Consider the following 19,181-nt stretch of genomic DNA (forward strand, 5'->3'; position numbering starts at 1 on the left):
GCCTTCGTTTGCCTTACATTTTAAAGGGGTTGTGCCTGTGGTTTCTCTGGTCTCTGGTAATGAGACTTCACCCTTGAGAAAAAGGTTCAGTCGGAGAGAAGTTTTTCTGCAATTTCAAGATCCTCAGGAGTGTTAACCCCCAAGAATTCCTCTTGATTCTCGGTTACAAAGCCGCATACAGACTTATGTTCAATCAACGATAGAGACACAATATCGGAAATGTAAATTTCTCCGGTATCCTTATTTGGTATCAGATTGTCGATATATTCTTCGACCACATCTTTTCTCAGAATTATTGGTCCAATGTAGAACTCCCAGGGAGGCGGGAAGTCAGGAATCTTTTTTTCCTTGAAGGAGATTACCTTACCGTATTCGTCACGCTCAACAAGAGCATATGGAAATTTGGTTTCGGTTACTCCGGAAAGAAATGTTATATCACAGCAATTACTCTTATGGAGTTCAGCAAGGGCCTTAAGGGAATCTTCCGTGATCAGAATGAGATCAGAATACATCACCAGAATCTCAGAACCTTCCGGGACCAAGTGAAGTGCTCTTTTCAGCGCATCTGCAGTTCCCTTCGGCGAATCTTGATATGCAAGTATGGTATTGCTATCGAGCACATTCCGAAAATCGCTTTCGAAGTCCGGATTTATTACTACTATTGAATTGACGCTATCGCATACTGAAGAAACCTTTCTTAGGATGTGAACGATCATCGGCTTGCCTTTCACTTTGACCAGGGGCTTAGGAACTTCCGACTTCAGTCTTCTGCCCTTTCCGGCTGCGAGAATTACGGGAATCAGCACATCTATCACTCCTTCCAACCAATAATAGCATTTTGGAAGTGAAGAGAGAATTACTCTTGGAAAGTGGCCCTCAAGGAAGAATCACATTCCGACTTTGGTAACTCATGAAAACGCAGATATGATCTAGCGTTTTAGCCTGATGGAAGAGATCATACGAGAAGTCGAAACAATGTCGATTGGTCGATTGGTGTAGAAATGCTGTGCTCTTGTGTTTACTTATCGGAGGGAAAGGTTATAATCGTAACTTAAGGGAGGGTTGAAAATTGGAATATTTGGATCTGTGTTTGAGGCTATTCTGTGCTCTTGTTGCAGGAGCGATGATAGGAGTGACAAGAGAGAGAATATACAAGCCGGCAGGACTCAGGACACACTCTCTCATCTGTGTTGGTGCTGCTTTCATTACGGTGCTTTCTACAACAGTATTTGTAACCGCAGAACACGGTGACCCTGGCCGAGTTGCGGCACAAATTGTCTCTGGGATAGGATTTCTGGGAGCGGGAACGATCCTGAAAAAGGGTTTTTCGGTCAAGGGTCTTACAACGGCAGCAACGCTTTGGGTAACTGCAGCGGTTGGCATGGGATTCGGAAGCGGTGAATATCTATTGTCCACCGTAGTAACCGTATTCGCAATAATGATCGTGCTTTTTCTGAAGAGGATAGAGCTTTTCACCGGCGGAAGAAATCTGCCGAGAATCCTAATAGTTGCGAGTAATACTGAGGAAATGTCCAGAAGAATCTCAGAATGGTTCAAGGACAATGGATTGACAGTAGAATCTATGGAAGTTGAAGACGATGAAGAAAACCTCACATTGCTAATTGAGATAAGCAAAAGCGATGCTATAAAAATCAAGAATCTTATGGTTGGTTTGTCGAGATTAAGGGGCATCAGAAGTGTGGAGCTTCGATAACTCTATTTTCTCGGACAAATGTGGTCTATCCGGAGTTCCTGACCTCCTATCGAAAAAGATGTGATCATTCCCTGAAGATTCAGTACTCCCTTGGGGCCGCTTACGCTTGTCAGAGTTACATTCACTCCGCCTATTACTTTTCCTTCGATGTCTGAGAAGTCCTGTACATTTTCGAGAACCCCGTTTATTTCCACATTTATGTTTCCACCGTACTCTCCATAGTAGAGAATAAGGCCGGTTGGATTGACAGGGAACTTGAAGGAGATCGTGACGTTGTTCATATTCATATCCTTTTTGATATCCTTTCCCGAGTGTCCCGCCATACCTGCATTTGTAACGGTCATTACTCCGTTTGGAGTGGGAGTTCCATTGAACCAGAAGAAGGGTTTCATAACCATCCGTGTTGTCAGTTCAGAAAAGACGTCATCATTATGATATTATGCTCGAACAGTGAATCCCCCAAAGTCAACACATTTCAAAACCACGTAACATCCAGAGAACACAAGAAGTGTCGTCAATACAAGTGCTAGCGTCACAACACGTTTCTAGAATCGCCCCCCGTAGAATTTGGCAGAAACTGAAGTGAGAATTAGAGAAAGAATGATTGAGACCAGATAATTATACGTCTCTCTCCCAGATCAAAGAAAGCCAAGACCTGTGTTGGTTCTAATCACTTTGAATGGTCGAGGGACCCGTCAAGAAAGATACCTCAATTTGCGTGCAAGTCTTGAGAAAAGATAAAGAGAATTGTTAGAGTTTTGGGTTCTCCTTTCAGAAAGCATCTAGCTGCCGCTGATGTTAATATGAAGAGGTTCAAGACGGTCTCTACTAAAGAGAAGGAAGATCAAGAGAAAGCAATGTGGAGACTCTTGGAGTCGGAATTGGAAATAAGAGACTCGTCAATAGGTTCTGCGTTGAGTAATTGAATGCGAACGGGACAAAGCTATGAAGATTGGAAGACGTTACTAAAGAACAGCAAAATCATTTGGTCCTCATTCTGGTATCGGAGAATCGTCGTTNNGCGTGAGCGTGGGGGAATCCTTAGAAACGCCTTCAATTCAGAGATTCTGAAGATCATCTTTCTGGAAAAGCTGAGAAAGGCTGGAGTTTGACTTGTACTTCATTCACTTCCGACAAGAGTTTCCTCTTCCGAGCGGACAGTTGAAGAAGTTAGTTTCATTTCCTCTTCAGGTGCGGAGTTCACTGCAATAGCAAAGATGTTTCTTGATTCTACGGTTGACGCCTCACTAGGTCAAATGGCAGGAGCTACGCTCTTCTCCGGTGATACTGATGGGGCAAATCAGGCGTCAACACTTATGTTTACTATGAGTAACATCAACTTCGAGAGAATTAGGGAGGACGTCAGTCGTAGAAGAAGCAACTTCTTCAAATGGGTGACACCAGATTCGAAGCCTCTTTCAGTTGCGGGCTACTTTGAAGAGATCGAAAAGGCTAGAAAGAGTGGACTTAACAATCTTCACGACTACTTTTTCTTCATTGAACTTCCCGGGGAAGACAGAGTATCCGTCAACACAACTCACTCGTTCGGTAAAGATCCTGTCAATCTTTTCGAACTGAGCAAATCGGTCTTCGAATGTTCTGAGCAGATCGACCAACTTGTAGCCTTTTCTAGGAAGTACGTTCGGGGATTTGAAAAGTCAAGAATTGAGAAGATTGCAGGCGATATTGGAATTCGAGAGAGCAGAAGAGTGAGGGGATTTTATGTCTTCACTGGAGAAGACTTTAGATTGCATAAAAAGTTCTATGACGGTGTCGCCAAAGCAACATATGGAATAGATGTCCATTCCCCTGAAACTCAGAAGATTACTCCGGAAGTCAAAGGCAGAGTACCTTCATATTCTGACTATTATGAGATACCTTTAGGAACACTCATCAGCAGCGACTTAGACAATCTAAATATGGCAGGCAGATGTTTCTCAAGTGATTTTGAAGGGCAAAGCGCCGGTAGAATAATGCCGACGTCAGCAGGCATGGGACAACAGGTAATTGGTGTAGCCTCTGCGATTTCTTTGGAAAGCGGCATACCCATAAGAGAAATCTCGAGAGATGAAATTATCTGAGAACTTGACAGGATAACCGAGAAAAAACCGCTATACTCTCTGGCGGCCCTTCTGAAGATAAGCAAATGAGGTCAGGTGCGCCTGTTTTGGTTCAGGGAGGCTCATTTTAAGCGATTGGCAGATTTGGTACTGGAATAGATAGTGGCAAGAATTGGGTCATTGTTGCGCCGGATACGGGTATGCAGTCAGTTTTTGAAGGGAATCGACAGCGCTGGATTTTCGAAGATGGGACGGCGGTATTGATAGAAAGAGCTTCTCCCCGTGAACTTAAAACCCTGGCAAAAGGAGGAGTGAGTAGAGATTCGTGCGCCCGTAATCTACTTTGTAGCGGCGCTTATGAGATTCTGACTGAGCTGGAACAATTCTGGAAGTTGCGTACGGCCAACAATATATGAACAATGAAACGGTGTTTCATAGGTGGTTTTTACTTAGAGGTGTCGAAATGAAAAGAGCATTGGTTCTGGGAGGTGGAGGAGCAAAAGGTGCAGCTCCGTTGGGGTTATTCGTGCGCTTGAAGAGAAGGGTTTCATTCCCGACCTCATAGTTGGAGTAAGGATTGATGCTCTAGTCGGGGCGGGATATGCAATATTGGCTGATTCAAATAGCCTCTGGGAGGTTTCTTCGAGAATCTTCAGAAAGGATGTCAAATAACTATCATTGATGGAATCAACAGTAAATGAGAGAGAGGAACCGATCTTCAGTGTGATGCTTGTTTATTCTTGTATGTTTTCGGAGCAGCGCTTCCCTCTGGAGTGTATTCTAGAACCATTAGGAAACACTCAAATAGGTATAGATTCTCCAATACAAAGATTCCTTTTGTGTGCACATCTACAGCTATCTGTTCAGCTGAACTTCTCGTCCAAAATGAAGGGAGTATCTATGAAGCTCTTAGAGTATCAATGGCTATTCCAGGATTATTCAAACCTGAAAAGAAAGGAGACCTAACACTTGCCGATGGCGGTATCCCGAACAATCTTTTTGTAAGCGTCGCAAGAGAGGCGAATAGTACTTTCTTAGTTGCCGTAGATCTTTCTTCATCGAATAGGGTTACTTCAATACTTCGAATTCAATATTGGGAGTGATGGATGAATACAGAGCCGATTTGATTTTGCAGAGAGAAATAGCTGCTGCAGATGTTTTGATCTCTCCCGTTATGACCAGGAATATCAATATGATGGGTTTTTCATCCTTTATTGATGTCATGAATGAACCGTATGAAGAAACGCTCGGATGTGACTTGAACGGAGTGACGCTTTGAAGATGCATGTCGGGGGATACGGTTTTCAAGGCCTTGCTGCTTTGGAGCACATAAATGATCTCGCCGGCAAGGGTAACATAATACTGAATGGACTGACAGGATATTATACGGTGACTGCAGAAGCGCTGAGAGAGGGTGAGGCGATTAGCCGCTTAAATGAGTTTGTGAAGAGTCTCTTCGGCACTCTGAAAGTAATGGAGGGTTCGACAATCTCTTCACCAGTAGGGCTGCGGGATAAGTTACAGAAGATTCGTCACTGCCGGATCTGGTCCAGACAGAATTACGTCTTCGAAAGCGATGTTAGGGATTTCTTTCTGAAAGGGGTATCAGGAAGTACAGATGCCAGTTCTGAGGTTTTTGATCTCAAAGAACGCTCGCTCAAGCTTGTTTCAGGGGCGGCAGGGAAAGTTGCGGCTTCGTGCATCTCTATCCTCGGTCTCTTTCCGACTTTTATGGGTAGATACGTCACCACTACATTTTTTAGTCAGATTCCCGTATCATTTCTATCGGACGGAGACATAGTCCTTCTTAACCTCAGAGATCCATCTTTCGGCATGCTTAATACAGCTTCGAACTAACTGTTTCAGGCTATGGAAATTCGCTCGACAAATTACGCAAGGGAGAGGCTTTCGCTTTTTGAATGCCGTTTAGTAAGAGTTATGAAGAGGATTTGTTCAGACAACGTGTTTGATTTTCTGGAGAGACTGAGGAATTGTTCTGGCTTAACAAATGTTAGTATTGAAATGTTATCAACTGTTGTAATTAAAAGGTGAACGGGGGGTAGCTAAGTGTTCAAGACAATGGTGATAATCGGCACTCTTCTGGCCATGGGATTCTCCCTCGTCAGTGGCACGAAAAAGGGAGTAGATGAGGTTATGACGATAGAGCATGACGGCAGAACGAGACAAACCATAATTCATCTACCTCCGGAAATCAAAGATGAGAAGTTGCCGGTAGTTCTTGTCTTTCATGGCCTCTTTGGCAATGGCAATTACACAAAGAACACTTACGGAATAACGGAAGTTGCTGATAAAGAGGGTTTCATTTCAGTCTATCCTGAGGGAACAGGCCCTTTGAACAGCGTTTTCTTGAGCTGGAACTCAGGTTTCTGTTGTGGATATGCTATGGAGAACAAAGTTGATGATGTTTCATACATTTACGAGCTTATTGTCGAAATAATTAACAGTTATCCCGTTGACGAGACCAGAGTCTATCTTGTCGGTCTTTCCAATGGAGGAATGATTGTCTATAGGCTTATGTCACGCTATCCAGAGCTGTTTGCGGCATGTGCAATTGTCTCTTCTTCTCCGGCAGGTGGAACCGATGAAAATGCCATAGTTATGATAGATCCTCCGGATAGGGGAGTTCCGCTGATAGTGTTCCATGGGATGAAAGACCCAATAATACCCTTTGAGGGAGGTTTTTCGAGCAGCTCCGAAGCCAACGGAATGTATTTTCCCCCGGTAGAAGAATCTGTGGAATTCTGGGCAGCCAAGATGGGAGCAAGTACCGTACAGGAGACACAGCATGAAAATGGACTGGTCATACTGAAAGAATACACCGGGAAAGACGAGAGGAGTCTTGTCCATTTCTATATGATAACTGACGGTGATCACACCTGGCCGGGGAGAGAAAAAGGACTAGATGCTCTCAACAGCTCGTCTGAGGCCACAATAAAAGCCAGCGAAATGATCTGGGAGTTTTTCAGAGACAAATCCTTAAGGTAATATCTTGTTCACCTTAAATAGGTACCATCTCACAAGGCCCGCACCAGGTTCTTTGAATCTGCCCCATTCAAATCCCTTCTCGAGAAGAAAAGAGTGAATACGATCGTCTGAATCTCTATTACCCGGAAACAGAACGATTTCGCCCTCCGGTTTTGTTACCCTATACATTTCACTGAATTCCTTTTCCATGAAGTCACCAAAGACATGACCGGAAATAACAACATCTGCGAAATCTCTCTCAAAGGGAATATCCTCTATTAAGCCATCCACAACATAGAAGTCACTTAATCCTTTCGCTCTTGCCCTTGTCTTCAGGTACTCCCTCAGAGTTCTCATTGGCTCAACGGCATAAACGACTGATGCGCCCTCGCTCGCCGCAACGGATGACAGCCTGCCGCTACCCGCACCCAAATCGACGACTTTCTTGCCTCTAAAGTTAACTAAGTCAGTTAGTAATCTGTTATCCCACTTTGTGAATTCGAGAGAGTCGTACACCGATGGATCAATGGCGTACACTATCCAGTCATTCACATTCTTCAGCAACTCCAATTCTGCATTTCTTATCTCTTCTCGAGAAAGATCTTCCGAGACGTTTTCTACCAATCTCTTGAATGTCTCAGCCCTCTCAGGCAGAATCATCATGAAATACCATAGAATTTCTGGATTGGCCTTCAGAACCACTGCAAGCGATCTTTGATCTGAATGGGTTCTTTCAAGATGAGAGATATTGTGCTTTTCCAACAACAGAAGAATCTTGATGTCAATGTCTGTCACATCTATCCAGTCAAGAGACAAGAAAACCACTCCAATGGATGAATTCTATTATGCATTCTATCATGATAAAATCGGGATTATCTTTAGTCTTGTCGGCGGGAGTTATTATGAAGCTAAACCAAAACATATTTGAGAGAAGGCTCGGTATTTTTTTCATGGTTTTGTGGATTCTAATTCTTATCTTCTACTTAACTTGGGATGGGTGGCTTTACGAGTGGCGAGATTGCGGTTACAGTGGACCAAACCAGCATTTCGATCTCGATCTTCTTGATATGAAATACGAGCACACTTCTGACGGCGGGATTACTTATTTTTCGACGAACAACCTACATAATCTGATCTATCTATGTTATCTAGTATTCTTGATTGGTTGGTTGGCTCTGTTGTTTGGGTGGGAGTGGGCAAAACAGGGGGCAATGGCGACAATGGGAATCTCTCTTGTTGCGGCACTCTCAACTCTCGATCTTTCTGACCATGCATACATGCTCCAGATAGTTTATGACGTTGTGCATCTTTCGGGAATAGTTATAGGCGCCTATCTCTTTTCGAAATACTATCTGAAGACCTCAAAGAGTTTGCCGATTGTGTTTGGCACGTGGGCGGTCTATCTTATCAGCCATTTGATGTTCACACCATGGCCTTTCTGGGAGAAAGTTGGTCAAGCCTATTTCAGTGTTAACCAGATAAACGATTTACCGTTCTTCTTATTTGGAGTCGAGTACACTCTTGTTTTGGCTATAATTCTCTCAGTCAATTTCTTAGTAGAAAAACTGAATTCCAGAACCTCGAATAGAGTCTTGAGAGTACTAATCCCTATTGGGCTGTATTTCGTTTTATGCCTGGTTATGTATTCTATGGGACTGATAATTGTTCAGGATATGAATATGGGAACCTGTATTAAAGGATGATTATGTAATCTTCATCTGCCCCAGTTCGCTTGTTTTTCGTAGTACCTGTACCGCGACAAGTTTTCCTTTCGGGTCATAATATCTTATGGCATCTCTTATGTCCTTCAATTCGCCTGGTTTCAACATGATGTATTCGTAACCTTCCCAGACCCTCCAGCTCTTCATCAAAACCCTCCCGAAAGAGATTTTCGGTTTCCATGGTAGCACGCATGAGATGAGTCTGCAGAATTTCCATAAACATAACAATGCGGGTAATTAACTGGATCGAAAGCTAATGAAAGCAGAGAATTAAACAAGAATGCATTTGCCGATTGGCTTATCACACATCAATTAACTATGAAGTGATAATCGAACGTAGTTGCGCTACATTGGAGATCATCTTGACAGATCATGGTTTGTCAGAGATTGAAGAGATGGTAGAATAAGTTTGTAAACGATAAGGATTACGTACTTATTTTATTGTTTGTTTCTATATTCTTCGGCAGCCTTCAAGAGTACCGTTTTGGGTCTATTATTTGCCAGAATGGGTAGTCNNTAGTCTGTATATTAGTTCAATAGCTTTAAAAGGAGGGTGTTTTTTGTGAGAAAGATTATCCTGGGATTTCTAGTAATGCTGATTTTAGTTTTGCCGTGCTCTGCCCTTTTCTCAGTGGAGACTGAGATGCCGGTCGTTCAGCCACCGATGGTTGTAACCACTATGGGGCAGAGCCCAGGTGCTTTGATGTTCAGACTGGTGTGTACAAGAAGCCAGATCGCCTGTGTTCAGGAGGATCTCTTGACTGCCGAACAGCTTTCCGAGATGGCGGCAGGAGAAAATGCTCCAAAGACATTGGTTATAACCACAGGAACGAGCCTCAAAGGAATGGGAGCCGCCGGTATTGATATGAATTTCGAGGTTAAAAGGGTTGAAGCTCTTATTTCTAAGGCTAAAGAACTCGGAATGACAATTATTGGTGCACACATTGAGGGGATGGCGCGCCGTGTAGATTCTACTGACGAAAGGTCGATAAACACAGTCATTCCAAAATCCGATTTGATTCTTGTCATCGCTGACAGCGATTCAGATGGTTTCTTCACGAACTACTCTGAAAAGAATGGAATACCTCTGATCAAGGTGAAGGAATCGTTGGACATCGGTCCCGCTCTAAAAGAGCTGTTTGAGTCGGAGTGAAACAATGAATCATTTTGCAATCGACCTCATGGTCGGTTCTGAAGGGGGAGTGTCCTGGTGTACTTCCACGCTGGTCTAATACTTGCCGTAATTGCCGTCTCTTTCGGGATTGCAAAGGCACTTAAACTTAGTGTTGAACTCTCGATGTTAGTTGCTGCAATCGCAGCGGCCATTGTACATTCTGGTGGAGCTATTCCCGTTCGTCATCTGGTTGAAGGCTCTTTCACTTATCTTGATGTCTGTTTGATCTTTATCACTGCTACTTTCTTCATGAATCTGATAAAGGAGTCCGGGGGAGTCGCCTTTCTGGTAAGGCGTATAGTTACTGCCTTCCACAAGAGCAGAGCGCTCTGCCTTTTCTTCCTGACTCTTCTCCTGTTAATTCCCGGTGCTTTGACTGGTTCTGGTGCTACCACAGTGCTCACGGTCGGTACGCTGGTTGGGACAGTTCTCACCTACATGGGAATATCTGAGAAACGAGTAGCAGCGATAATTTTCGTTTGTGCTGCAATGAGTGCCGCCGCACCTCCTGTTAACCTCTGGGCGATGATGGCAGCCGCAGGTTCTAACATGCCTTATGTAGGCTTCTTCATTCCGCTCCTTGTCCTGTCGCTTGCGGGGTCTCTGTTTGCGATGTTCTTCTTGGGAGGAAAGGGCAAGCCTGTAGAGTTAGGAGAAGCTTTGAAGGAGCTGCCTGAACCGCCTGCGAAGATGAACTGGATAAGGGTAGGAATTCCCTTCGTGGTCCTAATATTCTTGATCATGGCGGGACGGATATGGCCCCACTCAATTCCTACGCTGGGGTTGCCTTTCATGTTCGTTGTAGCATCTGTATTTGCGATTCTCCTCAGTCCCAAGAAGTTGGAGATTCTGAAAATAGCGACAAACACTATAAACACTTTGATCCCTCTTGTAGGAATCATGATAGTTGTGGGTATTTTGATACAGATAATGGCTTTGAGTGGCGCAAGAGGGTTGATCTCTCTGGCCGTAGTGACACTGCCTATGTGGGTTCTGTTTGCTGCACTCTGGCTAATATTGCCTGTTTCTGAAGGGTTGCTCCAATACGCGGTTGCACCGCTTCTCGGAGTTCCCCTTATACTTTTGTTCAACATGAAAGGTATGGACGCAATAATCGCTCTTTCTGCAATGGCAGTAATGTGGCCAGTGGGAGATATTCTTCCGCCTACTGCAGTTGTTGGAAGGGCAACGGTTATGGAGCTCAAGTTCAAGGGTCACTACTATAAGGATTTCTTGAAGACTTCGCTTGTTCCAATGGGGTTTATTCTGCTGATCACTACACTGTTCTTGATCTTCAGTAATGAACTTTCCTTCTTGGTTGGCGGGTGATGTCATGGCCGAAAGGAAGTGTTGTTAATGGCTGTTCTTTATACAATAATCAGTGTCTGTTACTACTTGATAATCGCTTTTGTAGTTTTCGTTATAGCTAGAAACCTGATCAAGACCAAGAGTTTTCAGGAGGCAATCCTCTTTTCTGTCATGTTAATGCCATTCATCCTGCGAATCCTGAGAATCAAGTAGGGGGTGCTGGTATGACTGACAGAAACCTGATGATTGTCAAAATAGTTTCAACTGCATTGGTCGGGATTGCCCTTATTATTGCGGGGATCGAGTTCTACAACCACAGAAACTTCCAGGAGCCAGTTGTAATTGGACCGGGGGTAACCAATGTGAAGACTCTTGGTGACTATTTTGCGCCCTTGAAAGGCACCATAAACGACACCAATATCTACATAATCGATAGTGGTGTACCCGGGGGAACGGCACTGGTGATTGGTAGATCTCATCCAGAGGAACCAGCGACAAATCTGGCAGCTCAGATATTCGTCGAGAACGCCATACCAAGCAAGGGAAGGCTGATCGTAGCCATAACTGCAAACCAGAGTGCGTCGCGAGTTACCAGACCGGGGGACGCTTATCCCATGTACTATACCATTGAGACACCCTGGGGAGAGAGCAAATACCGAATGGGAGACAGATGGACAAGCCCTCTCGATTCGTGGCCGGATCCCGAGACCTACGTCCACTATCCAAGTGGTCAGCTTCTTGCCTACATGGACATTCGTAACTTCAACAGAACATGGCCAGGCAGGGAGAACGGAATGATCACAGAACAGACTAACTACGCTTTCATGAATCTTATAAGGGAAGAAGGAGTTGACGTTTTCATCGACTTACATGAGGCCGAGCTTGAGTACCCTGTCATAAGCACAATAGTTGCTCATCAGAAGGCCGCAGACATAGCGGGGCTGGCTTCCATGATTCTCACTTCTTCGGAATTCAGGATCGGGATGGAGTTCTCTCCTCCTAGCCTTCACGGACTCTCTCATAGAGAAGTGGGGGATCATTCGGACGCGATATCTCTTCTGTTCGAGACTCCCGAGCCTTTCCTGGACAGGGTTAGGGGAATCACGGATGAGGCGCTTCTGTTAACAGGTAAGGATGAATTTGTTATGACAGCCGGAAAGTACGGTCTGCTTTACGAGAAGATAGACGAGAAAGGTTGGCCAATCGATGTGAGAGTCGGCAGACACTGCTCCACGACTCTCATGGTTCTCGAGCTATGGAGCGATTTCAATCCAGGAAAGGAGGTACTTGTTGGAGGAGTTCCGAGATACGACGAGGTAGTTAGTAACGGTACCGGCTTCTATTTCCAGGATCCATCTAAAGCAAGTGCAAGTAAGATTTACTATGAATGACCGGTAAGAATATTGAATTATTCTGAGCTTTTTTCCTCAAAAGGGAGGGGTTTTTAGGTGAAAAAGGTACTTGTGTTATTTGTTATTGCGATTGTGTTTTTCTACACCGGTTTGATTGCCTGTACTGACATCGGAGTTGGCAAACTCGCGACTGTTGACGGATCAGCAATATCCGCTCAGTCTGTTGACGGATCGTATGATTCCCGACTGATTATACACCCGGCTGCGGATCACGAACCGGGAAGCATGACGCCCGTCTGGGAATGGATAGTCTATGCTGACAGAAGACCGTTGGTTCAGCTGGGTGAGATACCCCAGGTGGAACATACGTATTCATGGATCCAGACTTCTTATCCGTTCTCCAACGAAAAGGGTTTGCTGATGGGCGAGACAACACAAGGTGGAGCAAGGGAGACAGCAAACAGCGCTGACGCCATCATGACAATTGAGCAGCTTCAGGCCTTCGCTCTTCAGAGATGTACGACAGCAAGAGAGGCTATCGAGCTTATGGGTTCTCTGGCAGTCGAATACGGTTACAGAGAATCTTGCTCCCGCGGCGAGGGTCTTACAATTGCTGACGGCGAGGAAGTTTGGTGGTTTGAGATCTACGGAGTAGGACCGCTTTGGAAGCCGGGTGACGGCCCCGGAGCGATATGGGCGGCACAACGGGTTCCTGACGACCACATGATGGTAAATGGAAATGCGAGTATTATTGGCGAGATCGATCTCGAGACGAATCTTCCTCCCGGAGTTTCCGCAGACGACTTCATGATTTGCGAAAACTATCTTCAGAGCACAATCGAACTCGGTCTCTGGCAGGAAGGCCAGGAAGGACCATTCATATGGAAGAAAGTAATTGGTACAATTGGTACGTGGAACCCGAGGTTATGGAGAGTGTTCTCAATGTTCCAGCCATCTGGAAACTGGGAGTACGGTGGGGACACTTCTCAGTACCCATTCTCCTTCAGGCCGGATCGATTGGTTTCGGTTTACGACATTATCGAGCTTTATCGAGATGTTATGGACGACACCCCCGGTAGCCAGCTTGCCCAAGAGGCATGGTTCTACACGGATAGAAACGGTAATCGGGTTCTTAGCCCTCTAGCAACGCCTCAGCCGGGAACAGACATTAGAAATCTGCTCGGTCTCCCATCAACTCCAAGGTTGATAGGTGTTCAGAGTACCAGCTGTTACTTCATCAACCAGACTAGAAGCTGGCTACCGCCTGAAATCGGTGCAGTATCTTGGTTTGGACTTGGAAACGGCCACAAGGCCACAGTCGTTCCGATATACGCCGGTATCACAAGAGTTCCGGAGTCCTGGGCGACAGTAAACAGAGGAATCGCAAAGATCGACAGAGACGCAGCTTTCTGGGCATTCTACACCGTCGACAGACTCTCCAACCAGAGATACGGAGACATGATGCCGAGAATCGACGCGGTGAGGATTCCGTTACAGCAGAAAATGTACGATATGCAGCCCGCAATAGAAGAGACGGCCCTGAAGCTTTACGAAATCGATAGAGATATGGCTGTCGAGTTCTTGACAACATACACGAACTCTCTAATGATTGAAGTTGAGAGAGCGTACTGGGACCTTGCAGATACTTTGATATTGAGACTTCCTTAAGTGTGAGTTTCTTTGTTTTAATTCGGGTCGGTCTATGACCGACCCCCATTTTGTGAAAGGGGAGTGAAAGAATTGCGACGTGTACTTATTGTTTTGTTAGTGCTTTTTGTTGGATTTGGCGTAACCGCAATGGCATGCACCTCTATCCTGGTAGGAAAGGATGCATCGGTTGACGGTTCAACGATGACCACACACACCTGTGACGGCAGCTACGATGCCAGAATTCAGATTATTCCCGGTGGAGTACATGAAGAGGGCGAGACCGTAAGCATTTACAAGGGTCTCTGTCAGGCGGGTATTCCCGGAAGGACTGTATCTTACGTGGGAGAAATACCTCAGGCACCGGTAACCTACACCTACTTCCACATAGGATATCCATTCATGAACGAAAACCAGGTAATAATGGGAGAAACAACATGGAGTGGTGAGAGAGCGCTTAGAAACTCTCAGGGATGGATGACAATCGAGCAGTTGCAGGTTCTCGGTCTTCAGAGAGCCACTACGGCGAGGGAAGCTATACAGGTAATGGGAGAACTAGCCGAGAAGTACGGATATGGCGATGGCGGCGAAGGACTAACAATTATCGACGGAGAAGAGGCATGGCTCTTTGAGATCTGTGGTCCTGGACCCTTCTGGTCTCCTGGGAGCGAAGAACCCGGAGCGGTATGGGTTGCACAGAGAATTCCGGACGATCATGTTCTCGTTCACGCCAACAGATCGAGGATTGGAGAAATCGATCTTGAGAACACCGACTACTTCATGGCCTCTCCAAATGTCTACTCAACCGCTATCGATCTAGGACTGTGGGACGGAGAAGGGACTTTCCTCTTCTATGCAGCCTATGGGCCGAAGGATGCATTCTATAACACAAGACGAGAGTGGAGAGTACTGGATCTTCTAGCCCCATCACTTGAGCTTGATCCCTGGGCAGAGAGATACCCTCTGTCTGTGAAGCCAGATANNAGCCAGTGTCTGTTCATGACCTTATGATGATAAAGAGAGACCATTATGAAGGAACAGAATTCGATCTCACGGTTGGACTCGCTGCAGGACCTTTCGGAAATCCCAACAGATACGCAACGGCTTCTAATCAGAGGCCGGAAGGTGTCAACTACGATGGTTGGGAAAGAGCAATCTCCATGTTCAGGTGTTCTTATGTAATCGTTGGACAGGCAAGAAACTGGATGCCTGCTGAAATCGGTGGACTGGTATGGTTTGGCGAAGATGCGCCTCATTCAACTGTATACATTCCCTTCTACGCTGGCGCTACCAGTGTTCCCGAGTCATTCAGTCAGGGAGCAAGGGATTTCTTCGACAGAAGCTCTGCATGGTGGGCATTCAACCACGTATCTAACCTAGCCGATCTGAGATACAATGTCGCAATAGAGATTATCAAAGAGGAATACACGAAGTTTGAAACTGAGTTCCTCACGAATCAGCCACTGATCGAAAAGGTTGCGCTCGAACTTTACAAGAGCAGTCCAGAAGCAGCGATTGATTTCATCACGAACTACAGCAACGGTCTTGCTAATAGAGTTGTGGATAGATGGTGGAAACTCGCTGATGAACTGATCTACACATTGAACGACGGTTATGTGAATGGTTCTACTGCAGGGTACCCAACCTGGTGGCTCGAAGCTGTAGGTTATGGAGATACAACCAGAAGATAGTACTATTGTTCTATCGAAGGGCGGAGTAATCTTCGCCCTTCTTTTCTTGAAGCGTTCTTGATATCGTATGACTATAGACTCATTTGAAGTCGATTTCTCGCTTCTTAAGCCGCGACTGTGGTTCCATGTGGGACATGTCAATAAGTTGATGCAAGTGTTTAATGAGCCAGGAAGTCTTTTTGAAAGGGAATCTCACTCATGGAGTCAGAAACTAGAGCTTTTTCCTCCTATTTAAAACTTGTGTATCGATTGGAGCAAGCGGGCAAAATGGCATAAGGCTTTGCTATAATGATTATAAGAAAGTTTTACAACCTAACTTAATGAGTTTTCCGTTCTTGGACTGATTATTATTTATTTTGGGGATGGCACTTTTGAAAATTGCTACGGTTATGCTGATTCTTTTCGCTGGTTCAATTCTTTGCTCTCTGACAGTCGAACCTTTGCCCGTTATTGAAGATCCTCTGTTAATGACAGTTTGGGGCGAGAGCATAGAACTTCAGAATATAATTTATTTTTGTGACAGTCTTCAGATTGCTCGTGACTATTCGCGGTTTGCGACAGTCGAAGATCTCGCTTCTGGTGCTGGATACAGGATTGGGAGAGAGCTACCCGACGAATTTTTCCATCCATTCTACGTTACCGGAACTCCATATCGTACTCTTGTTGTCATTGTTGGAGGCGCTGAACGGGGATCAGCAGAAGATATCATTAGAATTGAGATGCTTGCCTCTTCAGTGAAGAGCTCTGGAGGAAAGGTTCTAGCAATAGACATCGATGTTGAAGGGACTGGAGACGATCCCGTAAAGGAAGAGTTCGTCCGAACAATCGTTCCGTTTCTAGATGTCCTTATAGTAGCCGAGAGCCCCACTGATCAATACTTGCCATATCTGAAAAGTGATACCCCTATATTGGTGGAGCTGCCAGTTGTTGTAGATCTCGTTTCAATCTTTGAAAGGGATTTCGGCGGCGGCAGGTGCTGTGACTAACAGGAGGATTAATGAAGAGAGTATTTTTGTTAGCCGTTATTATGTTAAGCGTACTTACATTTTCAGAGATTAGTGTTGAGTATTCGATTGCCTACGGAGGAGAAGGCGATGACGTTGCAAACGATCTGGTTTTGCTCAAAGACGGAAGTATTCTGATTGCAGGATATACAACTTCGACTACCGGAGATCTCGGGGCTTCAAAAGGGGAAGAGGATTTTCTCGTAGTGAAAATGGACGGCTCTTTTGAAGTGTTGTGGTCTAGAACTTTCGGTGGTAGTGATTCTGATGTTGCAGAAGCGATAGCTGAGACAAGAGACGGCGGCTTCATCGTTGTTGGCATGACAGAATCATCAGACGGCGATGTTTCCGTGAGTAACAAGCTTGGAGATTTCTGGATAATCAAGCTTTCCTCGGAAGGTGAACTACTCTGGGAGAAGACATTCGGGGGAAGTGGCCAGGACCATGCTTACGATGTTGTTGAGAGGCCCTCGGGAGATGTGGTCGTTGCAGGCTACACGAGATCGGTAGATGGAGATGTTCGAGGACATGTATGGGGAGAAGATTTCTGGATAATTGAGATCGCTTCTACAGGAGAGCTTCTGAAGCAGTGGACAATAGATGGAGAAAACAACAACGAAGATCTTGCTCGAAAGCTAACGATTACTGACATAGGCGAGATACTGGCTGTAGGCTATACGGCCTACAAAGACGTAGGAATTAGCTGTAATTACGTTAACGAACAGGCTGCACTTGCGGTCATCGATAATGAAGGAGTCCTTTCTTCCTATAAGAGTTACGGTGGTATGTATCTCGAAGATGGTTACGATGTGATGATTTTTGAGGACACAATCATTATTGTCGGTGAACAGGATGCTGGAGTATCTATGTTTTCCAGCGGACTCGGAGGGAAAGACTTCTACGTTGTAACAGTAGACAGAGCTGGGCAAGAAATCTGGGCGAAGAATTATGGAGGAACCTTTACAGATATTGCGCGTGTGGTTCAGCGATTCGGGAACGGACACTTTCTAGTTGCAGGTCACACAACTTCACAGAACGTTGACGTCAAAGATCCTCTAGGTATGAACGATGGGTGGATAATTGTAATAAAGGAAAACGGTGAGCTTGTCGAATCATTATCGGTAGGTGGATCGGCAGATGATCTAATTCTTTCGGGTGTCAGTTCAGATGAAAAGCATATTTTCTGTGGTTATTCAACATCATCTGACGGAGACGTAGAAAGCAACAACGGCGGAAAAGATATCTGGTTGATTTCGTTAGGGAAATAGATGAGGTCTAGCGACCTTAAACTGGGGTATATCCCCAATAAAATCTAGTTGGGAGGGGTTTCATTTGCGTAAGATCCTATTGGTCCTGATTGTGGCTGCTGCAATAGTCAGTATTGGCCTTGCATGTACCACGATCATCGTTACTAAGGGTGCGTCTGTTGACGGTTCAGTAATGACGAGCCATTCAGCTGACTGCGGCCTCTGTGATTTCAGGTACGTCTATGTTCCACCCGCAGATTATGAAGCGGGAGCAAAGAGAGCAGTATATCCTTTCATCGAGCCATATCCACGTTATGTCGGTGCAGATATGGGTCCGACCTACAACGATCCAGACCTTCCGGCAACAGAGCCTCTGGGTTACATCGATCAGGTCGAGCACACATTTGGCTACTTTGATGCAGTTTATGGCGTAATCAATGAACATCAGCTGGCAATCGGTGAATGTACATGTTCTGCGAAGGTCTATGCGCAGCCAAGTGCAGATTGTATTTTCGATGTTGCTGCTCTTTCGAGAGTTGCAATGGAGAGAACTACCACAGCCCGAGAAGCAATAGAACTCATGGGTGCACTTGCCGTTGAGTACGGTTACTACGGTTGGGGAGAAACACTGACAGTAACAGACCCAAACGAAGCCTGGGTCTTCGAAATCTGTGCATCGCCAGACAAGAAGAGTGCACTTTGGGCGGCAAAGAAGGTTCCAGATGGAACAGTCTTCGTAGAATCGAATATGTTCAGGATAAGAGAACTCGATCCTGAAAGCCCTGACAATATGTTCTCGCCGAATCTTATCGATGTTGCAACAGAAGCCGGCTGGTACGATCCCAGCACAGGCCCTATCGACTGGATGGCAACTGTTAGTACAGGAGAATACTCCTATCCTTACTACAGTCTGAGAAGAACATGGAGAGTTCTCGACAGAGTCTCCCCATCTCTTGGACTTTCTCCCTGGGTAGAAGACAGTTTTACAAAAGACTACCCATTCTCTATCGTACCTGACAAGAAACTGTCGGTTGCAGATGTTATTGATCTCTTCAGAGATCACTACGAAGGAACAGAATTCGATCTTACTGAAGGGCTTGCAGCAGGCCCATTCGGCAATCCTAATCGCTATGCCGGTTCCAGTAAGCTAGTAAAGGGAAGCTGGGAAAGAGCCCTTTCTATCTTCAGATGTGAATACGTTTTCGTTTCTCAGGTTAGAGACTGGCTTCCTGATCCTGTCGGTGGAGTAGTATGGTGGGGAGCAGCTGCACCTCACGA

The 19,181-nt window shown here is 45.4% G+C and carries 18 protein-coding genes and 2 pseudogenes; 16 read left to right on the top strand and 4 right to left on the bottom strand.

The window, feature by feature from the left end; genetic code table 11:
• Positions 1-86 precede the first annotated feature (86 nt).
• Positions 87-806 carry a sugar phosphate nucleotidyltransferase gene (locus B3N33_RS07215; RefSeq protein WP_214060804.1) on the bottom strand — a complete coding sequence of 240 codons (720 nt, stop codon included), beginning with the start codon at positions 804-806 and terminating at the stop codon, positions 87-89.
• A gap of 263 nt (positions 807-1,069) precedes the next feature.
• Between B3N33_RS07215 and B3N33_RS07220 the strand changes: the two genes are divergently transcribed.
• Positions 1,070-1,714, top strand: a complete 645-nt coding sequence (locus tag B3N33_RS07220; protein ID WP_099829768.1) for an MgtC/SapB family protein — start codon at positions 1,070-1,072, stop codon at positions 1,712-1,714.
• Positions 1,715-1,716: 2 nt separating this feature from the next.
• On the opposite strand, the gene B3N33_RS07225 is transcribed toward B3N33_RS07220, so the two are convergent.
• Entirely contained in the window at positions 1,717-2,106 is a 390-nt protein-coding gene (locus B3N33_RS07225) for a hypothetical protein (protein WP_292588260.1), read from the bottom strand.
• A gap of 732 nt (positions 2,107-2,838) precedes the next feature.
• Between B3N33_RS07225 and B3N33_RS07230 the strand changes: the two are divergent.
• The 5 genes and pseudogenes from B3N33_RS07230 to B3N33_RS07250 form a co-directional block, all read left to right on the top strand.
• A pseudogene (locus B3N33_RS07230) lies at positions 2,839-3,795 on the top strand (FAD-dependent oxidoreductase); the annotation flags it as partial.
• Between the two features lie 752 nt (positions 3,796-4,547).
• Complete coding sequence (locus B3N33_RS07235; RefSeq protein ID WP_349680350.1) at positions 4,548-4,877, top strand: patatin-like phospholipase family protein; 330 nt, start codon at positions 4,548-4,550, stop codon at positions 4,875-4,877.
• Positions 4,877-5,053, top strand: coding sequence for a hypothetical protein (locus B3N33_RS07240; RefSeq protein WP_292592735.1), 177 nt, complete (start codon positions 4,877-4,879; stop codon positions 5,051-5,053). Before B3N33_RS07235 ends, B3N33_RS07240 begins: the two co-directional genes overlap by 1 nt.
• Complete coding sequence (locus B3N33_RS07245) at positions 5,050-5,631, top strand: hypothetical protein (protein ID WP_292592737.1); 582 nt, start codon at positions 5,050-5,052, stop codon at positions 5,629-5,631. The genes B3N33_RS07240 and B3N33_RS07245 overlap by 4 nt, the downstream gene beginning before the upstream one ends.
• Positions 5,632-5,841: 210 nt before the next feature.
• A complete protein-coding gene (locus B3N33_RS07250; RefSeq protein ID WP_292592739.1) occupies positions 5,842-6,780 on the top strand; it encodes an alpha/beta hydrolase family esterase in 939 nt (312 codons plus the stop codon).
• Here B3N33_RS07250 and B3N33_RS07255 read toward each other — a convergent pair.
• Positions 6,772-7,575 (bottom strand): class I SAM-dependent methyltransferase, encoded by an 804-nt coding sequence (locus tag B3N33_RS07255; protein ID WP_214061039.1) that lies wholly within the window; start codon positions 7,573-7,575, stop codon positions 6,772-6,774. The genes B3N33_RS07250 and B3N33_RS07255 overlap by 9 nt on opposite strands.
• 29 nt (positions 7,576-7,604) lie before the next feature.
• Between B3N33_RS07255 and B3N33_RS07260 the strand changes: the two genes are divergently transcribed.
• Complete coding sequence (locus B3N33_RS07260; RefSeq protein ID WP_292592741.1) at positions 7,605-8,462, top strand: hypothetical protein; 858 nt, start codon at positions 7,605-7,607, stop codon at positions 8,460-8,462.
• On the opposite strand, the gene B3N33_RS07265 is transcribed toward B3N33_RS07260, so the two are convergent.
• Positions 8,463-8,627 (bottom strand): hypothetical protein, encoded by a 165-nt coding sequence (locus tag B3N33_RS07265; protein WP_214078474.1) that lies wholly within the window; start codon positions 8,625-8,627, stop codon positions 8,463-8,465.
• Positions 8,628-9,042: 415 nt separating this feature from the next.
• Here B3N33_RS07265 and B3N33_RS07270 point away from each other — a divergent pair, with 415 nt between their 5' ends.
• From B3N33_RS07270 to B3N33_RS07310, 9 genes and pseudogenes are all read left to right on the top strand, one after another.
• Positions 9,043-9,633, top strand: a complete 591-nt coding sequence (locus B3N33_RS07270; protein WP_099829773.1) for a DUF6305 family protein — start codon at positions 9,043-9,045, stop codon at positions 9,631-9,633.
• A gap of 57 nt (positions 9,634-9,690) precedes the next feature.
• Positions 9,691-10,983, top strand: coding sequence for a C4-dicarboxylate ABC transporter (locus B3N33_RS07275; protein WP_099829774.1), 1,293 nt, complete (start codon positions 9,691-9,693; stop codon positions 10,981-10,983).
• 27 nt (positions 10,984-11,010) lie between these two features.
• Positions 11,011-11,175 carry a hypothetical protein gene (locus tag B3N33_RS07280; RefSeq protein ID WP_292590302.1) on the top strand — a complete coding sequence of 55 codons (165 nt, stop codon included), beginning with the start codon at positions 11,011-11,013 and terminating at the stop codon, positions 11,173-11,175.
• Between the two features lie 11 nt (positions 11,176-11,186).
• Positions 11,187-12,353 (top strand): succinylglutamate desuccinylase, encoded by a 1,167-nt coding sequence (locus tag B3N33_RS07285; RefSeq protein WP_292590301.1) that lies wholly within the window; start codon positions 11,187-11,189, stop codon positions 12,351-12,353.
• A gap of 57 nt (positions 12,354-12,410) precedes the next feature.
• Positions 12,411-13,982, top strand: coding sequence for a dipeptidase (locus B3N33_RS07290; protein ID WP_292590300.1), 1,572 nt, complete (start codon positions 12,411-12,413; stop codon positions 13,980-13,982).
• Positions 13,983-14,165: 183 nt separating this feature from the next.
• Positions 14,166-15,652: pseudogene (locus B3N33_RS07295) on the top strand (dipeptidase).
• A 362-nt stretch (positions 15,653-16,014) separates the two neighbouring features.
• Positions 16,015-16,638, top strand: a complete 624-nt coding sequence (locus B3N33_RS07300) for a DUF6305 family protein (RefSeq protein ID WP_292592743.1) — start codon at positions 16,015-16,017, stop codon at positions 16,636-16,638.
• An 11-nt stretch (positions 16,639-16,649) separates the two neighbouring features.
• Complete coding sequence (locus B3N33_RS07305; protein WP_292590297.1) at positions 16,650-17,924, top strand: hypothetical protein; 1,275 nt, start codon at positions 16,650-16,652, stop codon at positions 17,922-17,924.
• A 64-nt stretch (positions 17,925-17,988) separates the two neighbouring features.
• Positions 17,989-19,181 (top strand): dipeptidase (locus B3N33_RS07310; protein ID WP_292592745.1); only part of this gene is annotated, 1,193 nt, incomplete at its 3' end.

Source organism: Mesotoga sp. UBA5825 (genome assembly GCF_002432955.1).
Taxonomy (GTDB): Bacteria; Thermotogota; Thermotogae; order Petrotogales; family Kosmotogaceae; genus Mesotoga.